This is a genomic window from Pseudomonas sp. P5_152 (genome assembly GCF_033989915.1).
Lineage (GTDB): Bacteria > Pseudomonadota > Gammaproteobacteria > Pseudomonadales > Pseudomonadaceae > Aquipseudomonas.
In genome coordinates this window covers 3,793,378-3,809,120 of the sequence record NZ_JASFAH010000002.1, presented here as the reverse complement: position 1 = coordinate 3,809,120, position 15,743 = coordinate 3,793,378, and the positions used below count along the sequence as shown (strand labels likewise).

At 63.8% G+C, this 15,743-nt stretch carries 15 protein-coding genes and 1 pseudogene; 9 read left to right on the top strand and 7 right to left on the bottom strand.

Annotated elements, in window-relative coordinates; genetic code table 11:
* Window positions 1-6 precede the first annotated feature (6 nt).
* Both QMK50_RS17195 and QMK50_RS17190 read right to left on the bottom strand, forming a co-directional pair.
* The gene (locus QMK50_RS17195) at window positions 7-741 is read right to left on the bottom strand and encodes a helix-turn-helix transcriptional regulator (RefSeq protein WP_320333574.1); all 735 of its coding nucleotides are present in this window, start codon (window positions 739-741) and stop codon (window positions 7-9) included.
* 306 nt (window positions 742-1,047) lie between these two features.
* Entirely contained in the window at window positions 1,048-1,977 is a 930-nt protein-coding gene (locus QMK50_RS17190) for a LysR family transcriptional regulator (protein ID WP_159993603.1), read from the bottom strand.
* Window positions 1,978-2,094: 117 nt separating this feature from the next.
* Here QMK50_RS17190 and QMK50_RS17185 point away from each other — a divergent pair, with 117 nt between their 5' ends.
* Entirely contained in the window at window positions 2,095-3,108 is a 1,014-nt protein-coding gene (locus QMK50_RS17185) for a zinc-binding alcohol dehydrogenase family protein (protein ID WP_159993601.1), read from the top strand.
* Between the two features lie 146 nt (window positions 3,109-3,254).
* On the top strand, window positions 3,255-3,425 hold the full coding sequence (locus QMK50_RS17180; RefSeq protein ID WP_174244562.1) for a hypothetical protein: 171 nt from the start codon (window positions 3,255-3,257) through the stop codon (window positions 3,423-3,425).
* A gap of 1 nt (window position 3,426) precedes the next feature.
* Here the strand turns inward: QMK50_RS17180 and QMK50_RS17175 are convergent, their stop codons facing one another.
* Both QMK50_RS17175 and QMK50_RS17170 read right to left on the bottom strand, forming a co-directional pair.
* A complete protein-coding gene (locus QMK50_RS17175; RefSeq protein ID WP_320333573.1) occupies window positions 3,427-4,620 on the bottom strand; it encodes a Bcr/CflA family multidrug efflux MFS transporter in 1,194 nt (397 codons plus the stop codon).
* Between the two features lie 90 nt (window positions 4,621-4,710).
* Entirely contained in the window at window positions 4,711-4,911 is a 201-nt protein-coding gene (locus QMK50_RS17170) for a heavy-metal-associated domain-containing protein (protein ID WP_095170213.1), read from the bottom strand.
* 145 nt (window positions 4,912-5,056) lie between these two features.
* Between QMK50_RS17170 and QMK50_RS17165 the strand changes: the two genes are divergently transcribed.
* The 3 genes from QMK50_RS17165 to cueR all read left to right on the top strand — a co-directional run bounded on the left by QMK50_RS17165 (window position 5,057) and on the right by cueR (window position 8,349).
* Window positions 5,057-5,434, top strand: coding sequence for a hypothetical protein (locus QMK50_RS17165; RefSeq protein ID WP_159993597.1), 378 nt, complete (start codon window positions 5,057-5,059; stop codon window positions 5,432-5,434).
* 108 nt (window positions 5,435-5,542) lie between these two features.
* On the top strand, window positions 5,543-7,939 hold the full coding sequence (locus QMK50_RS17160) for a heavy metal translocating P-type ATPase (RefSeq protein WP_320333572.1): 2,397 nt from the start codon (window positions 5,543-5,545) through the stop codon (window positions 7,937-7,939).
* The gene (cueR, locus tag QMK50_RS17155) at window positions 7,936-8,349 is read left to right on the top strand and encodes a Cu(I)-responsive transcriptional regulator (RefSeq protein WP_320333571.1); all 414 of its coding nucleotides are present in this window, start codon (window positions 7,936-7,938) and stop codon (window positions 8,347-8,349) included. Before QMK50_RS17160 ends, cueR begins: the two co-directional genes overlap by 4 nt.
* A 54-nt stretch (window positions 8,350-8,403) precedes the next feature.
* On the opposite strand, the gene QMK50_RS17150 is transcribed toward cueR, so the two are convergent.
* Entirely contained in the window at window positions 8,404-9,297 is an 894-nt protein-coding gene (locus QMK50_RS17150; RefSeq protein WP_095170209.1) for a PA4780 family RIO1-like protein kinase, read from the bottom strand.
* Window positions 9,298-9,643: 346 nt separating this feature from the next.
* Between QMK50_RS17150 and QMK50_RS27400 the strand changes: the two are divergent.
* Together QMK50_RS27400 and QMK50_RS27395 are read left to right on the top strand one after the other, a co-directional pair.
* Window positions 9,644-10,732 (top strand): annotated as a pseudogene (locus tag QMK50_RS27400) (cache domain-containing protein); the annotation flags it as partial.
* Window positions 10,733-10,822: 90 nt separating this feature from the next.
* Window positions 10,823-11,590, top strand: coding sequence for a methyl-accepting chemotaxis protein (locus QMK50_RS27395; RefSeq protein WP_371917605.1), 768 nt, complete (start codon window positions 10,823-10,825; stop codon window positions 11,588-11,590).
* Window positions 11,591-11,608: 18 nt separating this feature from the next.
* Here the strand turns inward: QMK50_RS27395 and QMK50_RS17140 are convergent, their stop codons facing one another.
* Window positions 11,609-12,886, bottom strand: coding sequence for an acetyl-CoA C-acetyltransferase (locus QMK50_RS17140; protein WP_320333570.1), 1,278 nt, complete (start codon window positions 12,884-12,886; stop codon window positions 11,609-11,611).
* Window positions 12,887-13,004: 118 nt separating this feature from the next.
* On the opposite strand from QMK50_RS17140, the gene QMK50_RS17135 reads away from it, so the two are divergent.
* Both QMK50_RS17135 and QMK50_RS17130 read left to right on the top strand, forming a co-directional pair.
* A complete protein-coding gene (locus QMK50_RS17135) occupies window positions 13,005-14,357 on the top strand; it encodes a 3-oxoacyl-ACP reductase (RefSeq protein WP_320333569.1) in 1,353 nt (450 codons plus the stop codon).
* Window positions 14,358-14,359: 2 nt separating this feature from the next.
* Window positions 14,360-15,214 (top strand): MaoC family dehydratase, encoded by an 855-nt coding sequence (locus QMK50_RS17130; RefSeq protein WP_320333568.1) that lies wholly within the window; start codon window positions 14,360-14,362, stop codon window positions 15,212-15,214.
* 4 nt (window positions 15,215-15,218) lie between these two features.
* Here the strand turns inward: QMK50_RS17130 and QMK50_RS17125 are convergent, their stop codons facing one another.
* Window positions 15,219-15,668, bottom strand: a complete 450-nt coding sequence (locus QMK50_RS17125) for a DMT family transporter (protein ID WP_095170204.1) — start codon at window positions 15,666-15,668, stop codon at window positions 15,219-15,221.
* Window positions 15,669-15,743: the final 75 nt, after the last annotated feature.

Sequence of the window (15,743 nt, the reverse complement as noted above, 5' to 3'; positions counted from 1 at the left end):
CGGCGATTAAAGGGCCATTTCCAGCTCAGGCACTTTGCCGAACAGGTCCAGTTCCCGGACACCGGTCGGGGACACCTGCAAGGCCCGTGAATCGCCGGACACACTCAGCCAGCCAGACTGGATGAACAACTGCAACAACGCGGCCCCCAATGTGCCCCCCAGGTGCGGTCGACGCTCGCTCCAGTCGGGGCAGGCACAGGCCACTTGCGAGTTGCTATGGGCCAATGCCTGGACGAAGACCCCATGGCTGGCCAGTTGAATGGCGCCCTTGTGGGTCACCATGATGCGTTTGTCCAATTGCTCGATCCATCCCGCATCCAGCAGGCGCTGAAACAGATCAGCCGCCAGGGTACCGCCCAAGTGCTCCTCGCAGAGGCGGGCCCGCAGCAGCGACGACGGGGCTGCCTGGATCTTGGCCAGCGCGCTGGTACGCTTGAATACCTGGGCAATGTTGCCCGGCGAACTGGCGAGGGTGGCACTGGCCAATGCCTCGACCGCCGCCCCGACTTCGGGCGCGGCCAGTCGGTAGAACCGCTTGCGTCCACGCTCCTCGATCTTCAACAGTCCACCGCTGAACAAACGCCCGAGATGGGCGTTGGCCGAGGACGGCGACAAACCGGCCAGCAATGCCAGTTCCTCCGATTGCCGGGCAATCCCATCCATCAAGGCCCACATCATCGCGCTACGCTTCGGGTCAGCCAGTAGTGCGGCGATCTGACTGATGCAAGGTGCATGTTCCATGTATTCACTCCCTGTTGAATCATTTGTCTACTGCTCGGGGGACATCTTGATCAGTAATAGAATGCCGGCCAAGGCGTGATAACCGCCAAAAACCGGGCTAAAAAATCAGTTAACGCGACAAACTTCTTCGAAATCCTCAAGCCAGCCCAGTGATTTTCTGCTGCGCAAACCGGGGGATCGAGCAAGGCTGCCTGGGTTCGCGACCCCAGGCGGGCGCTAGTATAAGCGTGATGAACGACGGTTCCTGCCCCGGGGAAACCGCCAAAGCTGATAGCTGCTGAGTGAAATTTCGCTATGTGAGTGCGATTAATGGCTCACGACAAATCTTGTCGAAAATTGACCACTCAAATGCTCACACCGACGCTTGAGCATTTCTTTTAGCAGGTTCACCGGCTTACTCAATTGGGCGCGATGAGCGCACAACAAATTCAGCGGTGCACGTTCTCCCTGCAGCTCCGGCAGCAACACCGTCAAGCGTCCGGCCAGCACATCGGCGGCCACGTCCAGCCAGGACTTGTAGGCAATCCCGGCCCCCGCCACCGCCCACAGGCGCACCACATCGGCGTCATCACTGAAACGATCGCCGCTGACCGTCAGGCTCACGTCCCGTTTGCCATCGTGAAAGCTCCAGTGGTCGTGTACCCGGCTGCCCAGCATGTACAGCAGGCAATTGTGCTGGGCCAGTTGCTCCAACTGGCGCGGTACGCCGCACCTCGCCAGATATTGCGGGGCGGCACACAACACCCGGCGATTGTCCGGGGCAATGGGCAGCGCCACCAGGCTGGAGTCTTCCGGCTCGCCATAACGCAGGGCGATGTCCACTGGCTGGCGGAACAGGTCGGCGATCCGGTCGCCCAGCAGCAGGCGTACCGTGAGCAGGGGATGCTCACGCTGGAACTCGTCCAGCCACGGCAACAACAGATTGCGTCCAAAGTCCGAGGGGGCCGACAGTTGCAGGACCCCGCTGACCTGGTCCTGGCCGCGCGCCAGCAAACGCCGCCCTTCATCCAACTGGCCCAACGCCGCACGGGCATACACCAGGAACCCTTCGCCTTCTGCCGTCAGACGCAGGCTGCGGGTGGAGCGCGCCAACAGCCGCGCACCCAGTTGCTGCTCGATCCGCTTCAACGCCGCGCTGGCCACCGCCGGCGACATGTCCATACCCCGCGCCGCCGCCGACAGGCTGCCCAGGTCAGCCGCCCGTACAAACAGCAGCAAGTCATCGAAACGCAGCATCGGCGCCCTCGCATTATCAAAAAACTATTGAAAGAGACTGTGCTTTTAGCGGGTTTTATCTTGCAGATAAATAGCCAATCATCTGCTGCATCCCAAGACCACCGAGCCCAACCGCCCATGAAAGCCATTGCCTACTACCACAGCCTGCCCATCAGCGACCCGAACGCCCTGCAGGACATCGAGCTGCCGGCACCCGTCGCCGGTCCCCGTGACTTGCTGGTGGAAGTCAAAGCCATTTCCGTCAACCCAGTGGACACCAAGGTCCGCCAGAACGTCGCACCTGAAGGTGGCGCCGCCAAAGTCCTGGGCTGGGATGTGGCCGGCGTGGTCAAGGCAGTCGGCACTGACGTGAGCCTGTTCAAGCCCGGTGACAAGGTCTACTACGCCGGCTCCATTGCCCGCGCCGGGGGCAACAGCGAGTTGCACGTGGTCGACGAACGGATTGTCGGGCACATGCCCAAGTCCCTGGGTTTTGCCCAAGCTGCGGCGCTGCCGCTGACTGCGATTACCGCCTGGGAACTGCTGTTCGAACGCCTGCAGGTGCGCGAGGGCAACACGGCTGAAGGGCAAAGCCTGCTGATCGTCGGGGCTGCCGGTGGCGTGGGTTCGATCCTTACCCAACTCGCCAGCCGACTCACGGCCCTGAAGGTGATTGGCACCGCCTCACGCCCACAAACCCACGCCTGGGTAGAAAGCCTGGGCGCTGACCTGGTCATCGATCACCGCCTGCCGCTGAGCGAGGAACTCAAGCGCGTCGGCCAGCCCCAGGTCACGCATGTGGCCAGCCTGACCCAGACCGACCAGCACTTCGCCCAACTGGTGGAGGCCCTGGCGCCCCAAGGCAAGCTCGCGCTGATCGACGATCCCAAGGCGCTGGACATCACCCAGCTCAAGCGCAAGAGCCTGTCGCTGCATTGGGAGTTCATGTACACCCGGTCGCTGTTCGAGACCGCCGACATGCTGGAGCAGCATAAGCTGCTCAACCGGGTCGCCGCGTTGATCGACGACGGCACCTTGCAAACCACCGTCGGCGAGCACTTCGGCACCATCAATGCGACCAACCTGCGCCGGGCCCACGAGCTGCTGGAGAGCGGCACGGCCAAGGGCAAGATTGTCCTCGAAGGTTTCTGAATGTGAAGGACTGGGCCCCGCGCGCGCGAGAATTTGCGCGCGGGGCGCCGTCAGTCAGAGAGTTGATCCGTGTCACAATTTTGCGTGAGTTCGAGACTACAATCGACAGCTCACGCAATGCTCTCTTTTACGCACGGAGGTCAGCAATGAAGATCCTGATAAAAGAACTGGCAAAATCCCGCTGGCAAGTACGCCTGGACAATCAGACCGTGAACTTCCGCTCCGAAGCCGAAGCCCGGGCTTTTACCTCGACCCTCGAGGCCCGCTTGCACGCCCCCCATTACCTCCCTGAACCCCAGCAACGCGCGGCCGGCTGACTCAAGCCTGGGCCTGCGCCGCCCGGACGACTTGCAGGCGGCGGGTGAGCATCGCGACGCTCACCACCAGTATCCCGCACAAGCTGATGACCATCGCCATCGGCATGGCCGTGCCGTCGTGCAACACCCCCACCAACGCCGCTGCCCCGGCGGCGACACTGAACTGCAGGCAGCCGAGCATGGCCGAGGCACTGCCGGCGCGCGCGCCCTGCCCGTTCATGGCGCAGGCCGCGGCGTTGGGAATGATGCAGCCAAGGCTGGCAATACAAATGAACAGCGGAATCAGCAAGGGCCAGAGCTGCTCGGTGTGCAGCGTGCTGACCGCCAGCAGGGTCAGGCCCGCCGCCAGATAGACCCACACCGCGCGCGCCAGCAGGAACGCCGGCCCACGTTTGGACAGCAGCCGTGCATTGAGTTGCGCCACCAGGATGAAACCCGCCGCGTTGAGGCCGAACAGCCAGCCGAAATGCTCCGGCGGTACGCCGTACAGCTTGATGAACACGAAGGGTGAGCCGGCGATGTAGGCAAACATCCCGGCGATCGCAACGCCCCCGGTCAGTGCGTGCCCAAGGAAGACCTTGTCCGCGAGCAACCGGCCGTACTGGCGCAGCGCGCCCGACAATGGCTGGCGTGGTTGGTTGGCCGGCAGACTTTCCGGCAGGCCCATTGCCACCGCCAGGGCTGACAGGGCACTGAACGCGGTCAAGGCGATGAAGATCGACTGCCAGCCATACAGGTTGACCAGCAGCCCCCCGAGCATCGGCGCGAGGATCGGGGCCAGGCCCATCACCAGCATCAATTGCGAAAAGACTTTCGCCGAGCCCACCGCATCACACTTGTCACTGACCACCGCACGGGAAATCACCATCCCGGCGCAACCGCCGAGGGCCTGCACGAAACGTGCGGCGATCAACCAATCCAGGCTCGGCGCGAAGGCACACGCCAGCGAAGCCAGGGTGAACAGGGTCACGCCCACCAGCAGCGGAATACGTCGACCGAAACGATCGGCCACCGGCCCATAGGCCAACTGTCCCAGCGACAAGCCGAGGAAGTACGCGGCCAGAGTCATCTGCACGTGTTTTTCGTCGGTGCCGAACGCGGCGGCCATGGCCGGAAAGGCGGGCAGGTAGAAATCGATGGCCAGCGGCCCAAAAGCGCTCAAGGCGCCAAGAATCAGAATGGTACGGAAATTCATCAGGCGTCCAGCTCACATCAGTCGGCAGCCCGACAGTCTAGCCGCGCTTGGACGCCTTGAACATTCCGATAGGTCGCTAACTAATATTTTTCATCCTGCCAGTTTGACCGCGTACCCTTCCTCGCTGATCGCACTGATCACCTGCTCGGCCGACAAGCCGCTTTCCACACCCACTTCCTTTGCCGCCAGGTCGACCCGCACACTGGCCGCCGGATCCTTGGCCTGCAGGGCCTGGGTAATCGTGCGGACACAGTGACCGCATGACATACCTTGAACGTTGAATACTTGCATGGGGCATCTCCTTTGATGGGTTGGCAGCAGTCTTGAGCTTGCCACCGTGGCAAGGTCAAGTTCCGCGATGAACGGCCGGGCTGGCATTGCACCGCATGCTCGGTCAAGCTTGGCCATCCATGACATACAAGCAGGAGACTCAGCCATGCGCTGGCACGCTTTCAGCCTACTGGGCATGCTCAGTCTTTGCGCCACCGCCTCGCCGGCCAGTGCGCAAGACTACGGGGTACTGATCATTTCGCGCGAGCGCCTGGAAGTCGCGACCTCGTGCGAAATCGGCGTGTACATCCAGGACCAGCTGTCCGCGCGGCTGTTCCAGGAGCAAAGCACCTCGTTCAACCTGCCGCCCGGGACCTTCTCCCTGCGCCTGAAACTGCTGCCTGGCCAAGTGCCCGGCTGCAACCCCGGGATGCTCGCGCCCGGTTCGCAGAACATCACCCTGCGCGCCGGAGATATCCACAAGTACCGCGTCGCCATGAACGCCCAGGGCATGTACCTGAAGCCGGCGACATTGGGTTATTGACTCCCGCTACCCGCCGACCTGTGGGGTGTGGCGTTTTGCACATGGCGCTTGACCTTGCCAGCATGGCAAGGTTGAACCTGTAGGTCATTTCTACAGGGAGTAAGACCGATGTCCGATTCCACCACCTTCGATCTGCCGATTGCCGGCATGACCTGCGCCAGTTGCGCCGGGCGTGTCGAGCGGGCGCTCAGTAAAGTCGTGGGCGCCACCTCTGTCAGCGTCAACCTGGCGACCGAACAGGCGCGTGTCCAGGCCCCGCGCGACAGCTTGCCGGCCTTGATGCAGGCCGTGCAGCAAGCCGGCTACAGCGTTCCCGCCCAGAGCCTGGAACTGAGCATCGGCGGCATGACGTGCGCCTCGTGCGCCGGTCGCGTCGAGCGCGCGTTGAACAAGGTGGCCGGGGTCAAGAGCGTCAGCGTCAACCTGGCCAGCGAGCGGGCACACCTGGAGTTGCTCGGCCAGATCGACCCGCAGGTGCTGATCAATGCGGTGACCAAGGCCGGTTACAGCGCCAGCGTCTGGCAAGCCGAGCAACGCTCCAATGACGACCAGCAACAACGCCTGCAGCGTGAACGCTGGAGCGTCCTGCTGGCCGTGCTCCTGGCGTTGCCACTGGTGCTGCCGATGCTGGTGCAACCCTTCGGCCTGCACTGGATGCTCCCGGCCTGGGTGCAGTTCATCCTGGCCACTCCGGTGCAGTTCATCTTCGGTGCGCGTTTTTATGTCGCCGCCTGGAAAGCCGTGCGCGCCGGTGCCGGCAACATGGACTTGCTGGTCGCCCTGGGCACCAGCGCCGGGTATGGCTTGAGCATCTACCTGTGGGCGACCGCCAGCGCGGGCACCGAACCGCACCTGTACTTCGAGGCCTCAGCCGTAGTGATCGCCCTGGTCCTGCTCGGCAAGTACCTGGAAAGCCGCGCCAAACGCCAGACCGCCAGCGCCATTCGGGCCCTTGAAGCCTTGCGTCCGGAGCGGGCGATCCAGGTGATCGACGGCCGCGAACAGGACGTTGCCATCAGTGCCTTGCGCCTCGGTGACCTGGTGCTGGTCAAGCCCGGCGAACGGTTCCCGGTGGACGGTGAGGTGGTCGAAGGCCAGAGCCACGCCGACGAAGCCCTGATCAGCGGTGAAAGCCTGCCGGTGCCCAAGCAGCCCGGCGACAGCGTCACCGGCGGCGCCATCAACGGCGAAGGCCGCCTGCTGGTACGGACCCTGGCCCTCGGGGCGGAAACCGTGCTGGCGCGGATCATCCGCCTGGTCGAAGACGCCCAGGCTGGCAAGGCGCCCATTCAAAAGCTGGTGGACAAGGTCAGCCAGGTGTTCGTGCCGGTGGTGCTGCTGCTGGCCCTGGCCACCCTGATCGGTTGGTGGTTGTACGGTGCACCTCTGGAAACCGCAGTCATCAACGCAGTGGCCGTGCTGGTGATCGCCTGTCCTTGTGCACTGGGCCTGGCCACACCTACCGCGATCATGGCCGGTACCGGCGTCGCTGCCCGCCACGGCATTCTGATCAAGGACGCCGAAGCCCTGGAGCGCGCCCACGAAGTCAGTGTGGTGGTATTCGACAAGACCGGCACGCTGACCTCCGGCACCCCGCGCATCGCCCACTTCAGCGCCGTCGACGGCAACGAAGCGACGCTGTTGCAACAAGCCGGCGCCCTGCAGCGCGGCAGTGAACACCCGCTGGCCAAGGCCGTGCTGGACGCCTGCGCCGAACGTGAGCTGGCCGTGGCCGACGTCACTGCCAGCCAGTCTCTGACCGGTCGCGGCATTGCCGGCACCCTGGACGGCCGGCAATTGGCCCTGGGTAATCGCCGCATGCTCGAGGAAAGCGGCTTGAACGCCGGGGCCCTGGCAGACTCGGCCACGGCCTGGGAAGCAGAAGGCCGGACCCTGTCCTGGCTGATCGAACAAAGCCCCGAGTTGCGAGTACTGGGCCTGTTCGCCTTTGGCGACACCCTCAAGCCCGGCGCCCTGCAAGCCATTGAGGAACTGAACAGCCAGCACATCGGCAGCCACCTGCTGACGGGCGACAACCGGGGTAGCGCCAAGGTGGTCGCCCAAGCCCTGGGCATCAGCAACGTGCACGCCGAAGTGCTCCCCGCGGAAAAAGCCTCGACCGTCACCGAACTGAAGAAAACCGGGGTGGTGGCGATGGTCGGCGACGGCATCAACGACGCTCCGGCACTGGCGGCGGCAGACATCGGCATAGCCATGGGCGGCGGCACCGACGTGGCCATGCACGCGGCCGGCATCACCCTGATGCGCGGCGACCCTCGGCTGGTGCCGGCAGCGCTGGAGATCAGCCGCAAGACCTATGCGAAGATCCGCCAGAACCTGTTCTGGGCCTTCGTCTATAACCTGATCGGGATCCCGCTGGCCGCATTCGGCTTGCTCAACCCGGTCATGGCCGGTGCGGCGATGGCCCTGTCCAGCGTCAGCGTGGTCAGCAACGCCCTGCTGCTCAAGACCTGGAAGCCGAAAAAACTGGAGGATCTGGAATGAACATTGGCCAAGCCGCCCGGCAAAGTGGCCTGAGCGCCAAGATGATTCGTTACTACGAGTCGATCAGCCTGCTCAAGCCGGCGCACCGCACCGACAGTGGCTACCGTCTGTATGGCGAGCAGGACCTGCACAGCCTGGCCTTCATCAAGCGCTCCCGTGACCTGGGCTTCTCGCTGGAGGAAGTCGGCAAGCTGCTCGCCCTGTGGCAGGATCGCCAACGGGCCAGCGCCGACGTCAAGGCCCTGGCCCGCCAGCACATCGACGAACTGAACCAGAAAATCCTTGAGCTGGGCCAGTTGCGCGACACCCTGCAGGACCTGGTGGAGCACTGCCAGGGCGATCACCGCCCGGACTGCCCGATCCTCAAGGAACTGGCCTCGGGCTGCTGCGCCAAACCCGCTCATAGCTGACCCTGTAGGCACCCACAAAAAACCCGGCCGAGGCCGGGTTTTTGCTGCTCGCGATTACTGCATCCAGGGCGGAGGCGGCTCTTCGGCTTTGCTCGGTGGCGCGTCGTCTGCGGCGCGGATCGCCTGGCGGCGCTCCTCGTCCAGGCGGGCGGCCTCGATCTCACGCATGATGCCGCCGACGTCCGCCAGTTCTTCCGGCTCGTCGAACTCGCCGGTCAGGATACTGGCCGGGTGCAAGGTCCCGGCTTCGTACAGGGCCCACATCTCCTTGGCGTAGCGGGTGCGCTTGAGCTCCGGGGCAAAGCGCCCGAAGTACGAGGCCATGTTGCCCACATCCCGCTCGAGCATGCTGAAGGCGTGGTTGTTGCCCGCCGCATCCACCGCTTGCGGCAGGTCGATGATCACCGGACCGTCCGGCGTCAGCAGCACGTTGAACTCCGACAGGTCACCGTGCACCAGACCGGTACACAACATCAGCACGATCTGGGAAATCAGGAAGGCGTGATATTCACGCGCCTGATCGGCATCCAGTACCACGTCGTTCAGGCGCGGAGCGGCATCGCCGAACTCGTCGGCCACCAGCTCCATCAGCAGCACGCCTTCCAGGAAGTCGAACGGCTTGGGCACCCGCACCCCGGCACCGGCCAGGCGGAACAACGCCGCCACTTCGGCGTTCTGCCAGGCATCCTCGGTTTCTTTTTTACCGAACTTGGAGCCCTTGGCCATGGCCCGGGCCTGTCGGCTGTTGCGCACCTTGCGGCCTTCCTGGTATTCGGCGGCCTGGCGGAAACTGCGTTTATTCGCCTCCTTGTAAACCTTGGCGCAACGTAATTCGTTGCCGCAGCGCACCACATAAACAGCTGCTTCTTTACCACTCATAAGTGGGCGCAGCACCTCGTCGACCAGACCGTCCTCGATCAGGGGTTCAATGCGTTTTGGAGTCTTCATCAGCTTTTATTGTGGGTCCTTTATTACCAAACACGCGAAAGTCATTCGTTATACGGCAATCCACTCACGGCGGGGAGGGGTTGCCGACCTATGAACCCTGTGGATGCACTCAATGTGCCAGATTTATCCACTCAATCCTGAGGACCGGGGCAGATCATAGCCCAGACTCTGACTCAGGTTAGCAGCCGGATTAGCAGGCATTTGCGACAGAGTGCGCAATCCAAGAGCCAGCACCATGTAGGTTTTTTTCCAATAAAACCTCAATTTCCCCCTCCAGCGGCCGAAGTCATCCATGACAAAAGGATTTGTCTGACAATCGGCCAATAAGAACAATTCTGGAGCGCGGATGAACATCAAACAAAAACTGACCTGGGCATTTGCAATCATTGCCTGCTTGCCCGTGGTCCTGGTTGCCACACTGGTGGTGATGAACCTGCGCAGTGATGCCAAGGACAGCTTTGTCGACAGCAGCGGTCGCGAGATCCGCCAGGTCAGCAACGCCATGCAAATGTTTTTCGACGGCATCAGCCAGAACGTCGACTACCTGGCCTCGCTGCCGCTGATCAAGAACACCGACGCCAGCCTCAAGACCTACATGGCTGCCAACGCGGCGGACATCCCGCAGGGCGAGATGGACAAGCAAGTGTTCGCCCTCCTGCAGAACCTGGGCAACAGTCACCCGGCCTACGCCTATGCCATCGTCGGCACCAGCGCCGGCGGCTACGTGTCCTGGCCCGATGACGCCCAACTGACCAACTACGACCCACGCCAGCGTCCCTGGTACAAGGCCGCCCAGGCCAACCCGGGCAAACCGCTGCGCACCGCGGCCTATTACTGGACCGATAACAACACCACCTACGTCAGCACCGTGCGCACCCTCGATAACCAGTTGGGGCCCAACGGTGGCGTGGTCAGTATCGACGTGACGCTGACCCAGCTCACCGAACTGGTCAAACAGATCAAGCTCGGCGAAACCGGCTACCTGATGCTGATGGAAAACAACGGCACCGTGCTGGTCGACCCGCAACGGCCCGAGCATAACTTCAAGCCGTTGAACTCCCTGGGCGAGGGTTACGCGCAGTTGGCCAAGGCCGGCAAGGGCCTGGTGGAAGTCGAACTGAACGGCGAGCGCTACATGGCCAACGTCTGGCCGTCGGAGCAACTGGGCTGGACGTTCATCGGCCTGATCAAGCAAGCCGACGTCATGAGCGAGGCCACCCAGTTGACCTGGCTGATCGCGATCATCGCCGCAGTCCTGGCGGCGATCTTCGCCGTGGTCGGGGCCAGTTTCGCCAGCCTGATCGTACGGCCGATCCGCAGTGTCGCCAGTGGCCTGGAAGGCATCGCACAAGGCGAAGGCGACCTGACCCAGAACCTGCAGGTCCGTGGCAGCGACGAAACCGCGCAACTGGCCAGTTGGTTCAACCAGTTCCTGGCAGCGATTCGCAGCCTGATCCAGCACATCGGCGGCGCCGCGACCAAGATCCTCGCCAACTCCCACAACGCCACCCAAGTGTCCGGCGAGATGGCCGAAGCCGCCGGGCGCCAGCGCGAAGCGGTGGACATGGTGTCCACGGCGTTCCATGAAATGGTCGCCACCGCCAACGAAGTCGCCCGCTCGTGCAGCCAGGCCGCCGATTCCGCGGACAACGGTCAACGCCAGGCCCACGAAGGCCAGCAACAGATCGACGCCGCCGTGAGCAGCGTCGACCGTTTGAGCCAGGAAATCGAGCAGTCGGCGTTATCGATGCAGCAGCTGGAACGCGACAGCAATGACATCCAGTCGATTCTCGGCACCATTCGCTCCATCGCCGAGCAGACCAACCTGCTGGCCCTGAACGCGGCCATCGAAGCGGCACGCGCCGGTGAACAGGGTCGCGGCTTTGCCGTGGTGGCCGACGAAGTCCGCGCCCTGGCCAAACGCACCGCCGACTCCACGGCGGAAATCGACGGCCTGCTGGGCAACCTGGCCAAACGCACCAGCCAGGTGACCCAGCAAATGCACGCCAGCCTGCAAGTCTCGCAGCAGTCGGTGAGCCGCATTGGTGAGGCACGCAACAGCTTCGGGCAGATCCGCGAATCGGTGGACGTGATCCGCGACATGAACACCCAGATCGCCACCGCCGCCGAGGAACAACACCAGGTCGCCGAAGACATCAACCGGCACATCAGCCAGATCCATGGCGATGCGCAACTGGTGGCGGAACTGGCGAACTCGGCACGCCTGGACTCCCAGAGCCTGGCCGGGTTGTCCAATGAGCTGGACGGGTTAGTGCGACGCTTCCGCACCTGATCAAAGGGCTGGGGGTGCCTAACGCTCGATAATTGCCGTCACTCCCTGCCCCCCGGCGGCGCAGATCGAGATCAGTCCGCGGCCCTGCCCCGCCACTTCCAGCAGCTTGGCCAGGCTGGCGACGATGCGCCCACCCGTCGCCGCAAACGGGTGGCCGGCGGCCAGGGAGCTGCCTTTGACGTTGAGCCGGCTGCGGTCGATCGAGCCCAATGCCCCGTCGAGTCCCAGGCGGCTCTTGCAGTAGTCCTCGTCTTCCCAGGCCTTCAAGGTGCACAGCACTTGCGCGGCGAAGGCTTCGTGGATTTCGTAGTAGTCGAAGTCCTGCAGAGTCAGGCCGTTGCGCGCCAGCAGACGCGGTACGGCATACACAGGGGCCATCAACAGCCCCTCTGCGCCGTTGACGAAGTCCACCGCCGCCGCTTCGCCATCGCGCAAATACGCCAGGACTGGCAGGCCACGCTCTTGCGCCCAGGCTTCACTGCCCAGCAGCACCAGGGAGGCGCCATCGGTCAGTGGCGTCGAGTTACCCGCCGTGAGTGTGCCCTTGCCAGTCTTGTCGAAAGCCGGTTTGAGCGCCGCCAGTTTTTCCAGGGTCAGGTCCGCACGCAGGTTGTTGTCACGGGTCAGGCCGAGGAAAGGTGTCATCAGGTCGTTGTGCCAACCTTCGGCATAAGCGGCGGCCATTTTCTGATGACTTTCCAGCGCCAGTTGATCCTGTTCGGCCCGGGGAATATTCCAGGTCTGCGCCATCAACTCGCAGTGCTGGCCCATGGACAAGCCGGTGCGCGGTTCACCGTTGCGCGGCAGCTCAGGCAGCAAGTGCCGGGGACGCAACTGCAGGAAGGTCTTGAGTTTATCGGCAGTGGTCTTGGCGCGATTGGCTTGCAGGAGAATCTTGCGCAGGCCTTCGTTGACCCCGATCGGCGCGTCCGACGTAGTGTCGACGCCGCCGGCAATACCGCAGTCGATCTGCCCCAGGGCGATCTTGTTCGCCACCAGCAACGCCGCTTCCAGCCCCGTGCCGCAGGCCTGCTGAATGTCGTAGGCCGGGGTGGTCGGCGACAGCCGTGAGCCGAGTACGCACTCGCGGGTCAGGTTGAAGTCCCGGGAATGCTTGAGCACCGCCCCCGCCGCCACTTCGCCCAGGCGCAGGCCGTGCAGGTTGTAGCGCTCGATCAGGCCCTCGAGCGCGGCCGTCAGCATCGCCTGGTTGCTGGCGGTGGCATAGGGGCCATTGGAGCGGGCGAAGGGGATGCGATTTGCGCCTATGATCGCGACGCGGCGCAGCTGAGTCATGAAAAGCTCCTATTCTGTGAAAGCCATGACCCACAAGCGTAGGCCTTATCTCGCGGATCGAACGACTGATGACGATTCGTGGTCCACACTTTGAACCCCAACCGCTGGAGCGCGTTCCATGTCAGACCGCTATATCGACTTCGCCAACTCGTCACTCGGCCACCGCGTGGTCGGCGCCCTTGGCCTGCCGTCGCCGGTCCGCCTGGAACGCTGGGAAGCCGGTCGGCTGCGGCCGGTGGACGGCGCACTGCTGATCGGCGGCGGCCCGCTGGCCAGCAAGGTCCAGGCCTTCGCCAACAAACTGACCGAGCAGATCTACAGCTACGGCGCCGAACCGCTGGTGGCCCAGGCATGGATTCCCGGGCATGGGCCCAAGCTCAAGGCCGTGCTGTTCGATGCCAGCGACCTGCTACAAACCGGCCAGCTCAAGCAGTTGCGCGAGTTCTTCCAGCCACTGCTGAAAAACCTCGACCACAGCGCCCACGTGGTGATCCTCGGGCGTGCTCCGCAGAGCCTCAGCGACCCCTTCGCCGCCAGTGCGCAACGGGCCCTGGAAGGTTTCAGCCGCTCCCTGGCCAAGGAGTTGCGCAGCGGCGGCACCTTGCAATTGCTCTATGTCGACAGCGGTGCCGAAGAACAACTCGAAGGCGCGCTGCGGTTTTTCCTCTCGCCGAAAAGTGCCTACATCAGCGGCCAGGTAGTGCGGCTCAACGCCTGCGCCACTCAGGTCCAGGACTGGACCCGGCCACTGGCGGGACGCCGGGCCCTGGTCACCGGTGCCGCGCGCGGCATCGGCGCGGCGATTGCCGAAACCCTGGCCCGCGATGGCGCCGAAGTCGTGCTGCTCGACGTGCCCCCAGCCAAGAGCGATCTCGAAGCCCTCGCCGCCCGCCTGGGAGGCAACAGCATCACCCTGGACATCTGTGCCGAAGATGCCGCCGCACGCCTGATCGAACAGTTGCCCCAGGGCATAGACATCGTGGTGCACAACGCAGGCATCACCCGCGACAAGACCCTGGCCAACATGACCCCGGAATTCTGGGATGCGGTGCTGGCTGTCAACCTCAATGCCCCACAAGTGCTGACCCAGGCCCTGCTCGACAGCGGCACCCTGCAGGACCACGGCCGGGTGATCCTGCTGGCCTCGATCAGTGGCATCGCCGGTAACCGTGGCCAAACCAACTACGCCGCCAGCAAAGCCGGGCTGATCGGCCTGGCCCAGGCCTGGGCGCCGCTGCTCGGCGAGCGCGGGATCAGCATCAACGCCGTGGCGCCGGGGTTCATCGAAACCCAGATGACCGCACACATCCCCTTCGCCCTGCGCGAAGCCGGGCGGCGCATGAGTTCCCTGGGCCAGGGTGGCCTGCCCCAGGACGTCGCTGAAGCCGTGGCCTGGCTGGCCCAGCCCGGCAGTGGCGCGGTCAGCGGGCAAGCGCTGCGGGTTTGTGGCCAAAGTGTCCTGGGAGCCTGAGCATGACGACGAACTGGCAGGTTGTAGCGGGCGCACCAAAGCTGCCCGAGCTGTATTGGCGGGCCGCGACGCGACGCAAGATCACCGGCAGCGTCCTGCCCGATGACGGTCTGTGCGCCAGGCTCAACGTCGACCCCCAGTCAGTGGCGGCCTACCGCAAGGTCTGTGGATTTACCGAGAACGGCTTGCTGCCGCCGACCTATCCCCATGTGCTGGCGTTCGGTCTGCAATTGCAGTTGCTCACCGCCCAGGCCTTCCCCTTCCCGCTCTTGGGACTGGTCCACCTGGCCAACCGCATTCGCCTGCTGCGACCGCTGGGCGGGCTCAGTCGAGTCCAGGCCAGCGTCCATGTGCAGAACCTGCAACCCCACGCCAAGGGCGCGACGTTCGACCTGATCACCCGCCTGGACGATGCCCTGGGGCCGCTGTGGGAAGCCGAAAGCCGGATGCTGTGCAAAGGCGTGAAGCTTGCGGGCGAGTTGCCGGAACCGATCGCGCAGGACACCCAGGATATCGACGAGGTCAGCCGCTGGTGGGCACCGGCCGAAATTGGCCGGCAGTACGCCAAGGTCTCGGGAGACTACAACCCGATTCACCTGAGCGCACTGAGTGCCCGGCTCTTCGGTTTTCCCCAGGCGATCGCCCACGGGCTGTGGATCAAGGCTCGTACCTTGGCGGCACTCAGTGGGCATCTGCCCAGCTCGAACCTGGAGATCGCGGTGCAGTTCAACAAACCGGTGCGCCTGCCCAGCGAGGTGATCCTGCTGGCCAGCGCGGCGGGCTCAAGTGGCGCCTTGCAACTGAACGGCCACGGCGCGCTGCAGCATATGCACGGCCATTGGCAGCCGCTGGCCTGAGCGCTCAACCGCGTCGAATCAGGAACACCCCCGCCAGAATCAACACCAGCCCGGCAATCTTGCCGGCGCTGATGGGGGCTTCGCGAAACCCCGCCCAACCAAAATGATCCAGCGCCAGCGCCATGCCCAGTTGCCCGGCCAGGACCAGTGCCATGAACAGCATCGCGCCGATGCGCGGCCCGGCAAACGCGGCAGTGGTAATGAAGAACGCACCCAGCAAACCACCGCTCCAATGCCACCAGGTCAGGCTCTTGAGCGCTGCCAGGGTCGGGGTTTCACGCTGGATCAACACCAGCATCAACAGCGCCATGGTGCCGACAAAAAACGAAATCAACGCGGCAGACAGCACACTGGAAACCTGCTTGGCCAACTGGCCGTTGATCCCGGCTTGCAGCGGCAGGAAGGCGCCTGCCACTAACGGCAGACAAAGTAACCACCAGACGGGGGCCGGCATGTAGATCTCCAAGGACTCGAATAGGTGCGCAGTATAGCGCCCCAAACAGCTGGCTTGAGTGTGTCTGGCAGTTAA

Excerpts from the sequence above, each read along its gene's own strand:
- QMK50_RS17150 (WP_095170209.1), bottom strand. The coding sequence starts at position 9,297 with ATGAAGACTCCAAAACGCATTGAACCCCTGATCGAGGACGGTCTGGTC.
- QMK50_RS17195 (WP_320333574.1), bottom strand. The coding sequence starts at position 741 with ATGGAACATGCACCTTGCATCAGTCAGATCGCCGCACTACTGGCTGAC.
- QMK50_RS17190 (WP_159993603.1), bottom strand. The coding sequence starts at position 1,977 with ATGCTGCGTTTCGATGACTTGCTGCTGTTTGTACGGGCGGCTGACCTG.
- QMK50_RS17160 (WP_320333572.1), top strand. The coding sequence starts at position 5,543 with ATGTCCGATTCCACCACCTTCGATCTGCCGATTGCCGGCATGACCTGC.
- QMK50_RS27395 (WP_371917605.1), top strand. The coding sequence starts at position 10,823 with ATGGCCGAAGCCGCCGGGCGCCAGCGCGAAGCGGTGGACATGGTGTCC.
- QMK50_RS17140 (WP_320333570.1), bottom strand. The coding sequence starts at position 12,886 with ATGACTCAGCTGCGCCGCGTCGCGATCATAGGCGCAAATCGCATCCCC.
- QMK50_RS17185 (WP_159993601.1), top strand. The coding sequence starts at position 2,095 with ATGAAAGCCATTGCCTACTACCACAGCCTGCCCATCAGCGACCCGAAC.
- cueR (WP_320333571.1), top strand. The coding sequence starts at position 7,936 with ATGAACATTGGCCAAGCCGCCCGGCAAAGTGGCCTGAGCGCCAAGATG.
- QMK50_RS17170 (WP_095170213.1), bottom strand. The coding sequence starts at position 4,911 with ATGCAAGTATTCAACGTTCAAGGTATGTCATGCGGTCACTGTGTCCGC.
- QMK50_RS17175 (WP_320333573.1), bottom strand. The coding sequence starts at position 4,620 with ATGAATTTCCGTACCATTCTGATTCTTGGCGCCTTGAGCGCTTTTGGG.
- QMK50_RS17135 (WP_320333569.1), top strand. The coding sequence starts at position 13,005 with ATGTCAGACCGCTATATCGACTTCGCCAACTCGTCACTCGGCCACCGC.
- QMK50_RS17130 (WP_320333568.1), top strand. The coding sequence starts at position 14,360 with ATGACGACGAACTGGCAGGTTGTAGCGGGCGCACCAAAGCTGCCCGAG.
- QMK50_RS17165 (WP_159993597.1), top strand. The coding sequence starts at position 5,057 with ATGCGCTGGCACGCTTTCAGCCTACTGGGCATGCTCAGTCTTTGCGCC.
- QMK50_RS17180 (WP_174244562.1), top strand. The coding sequence starts at position 3,255 with ATGAAGATCCTGATAAAAGAACTGGCAAAATCCCGCTGGCAAGTACGC.
- QMK50_RS17125 (WP_095170204.1), bottom strand. The coding sequence starts at position 15,668 with ATGCCGGCCCCCGTCTGGTGGTTACTTTGTCTGCCGTTAGTGGCAGGC.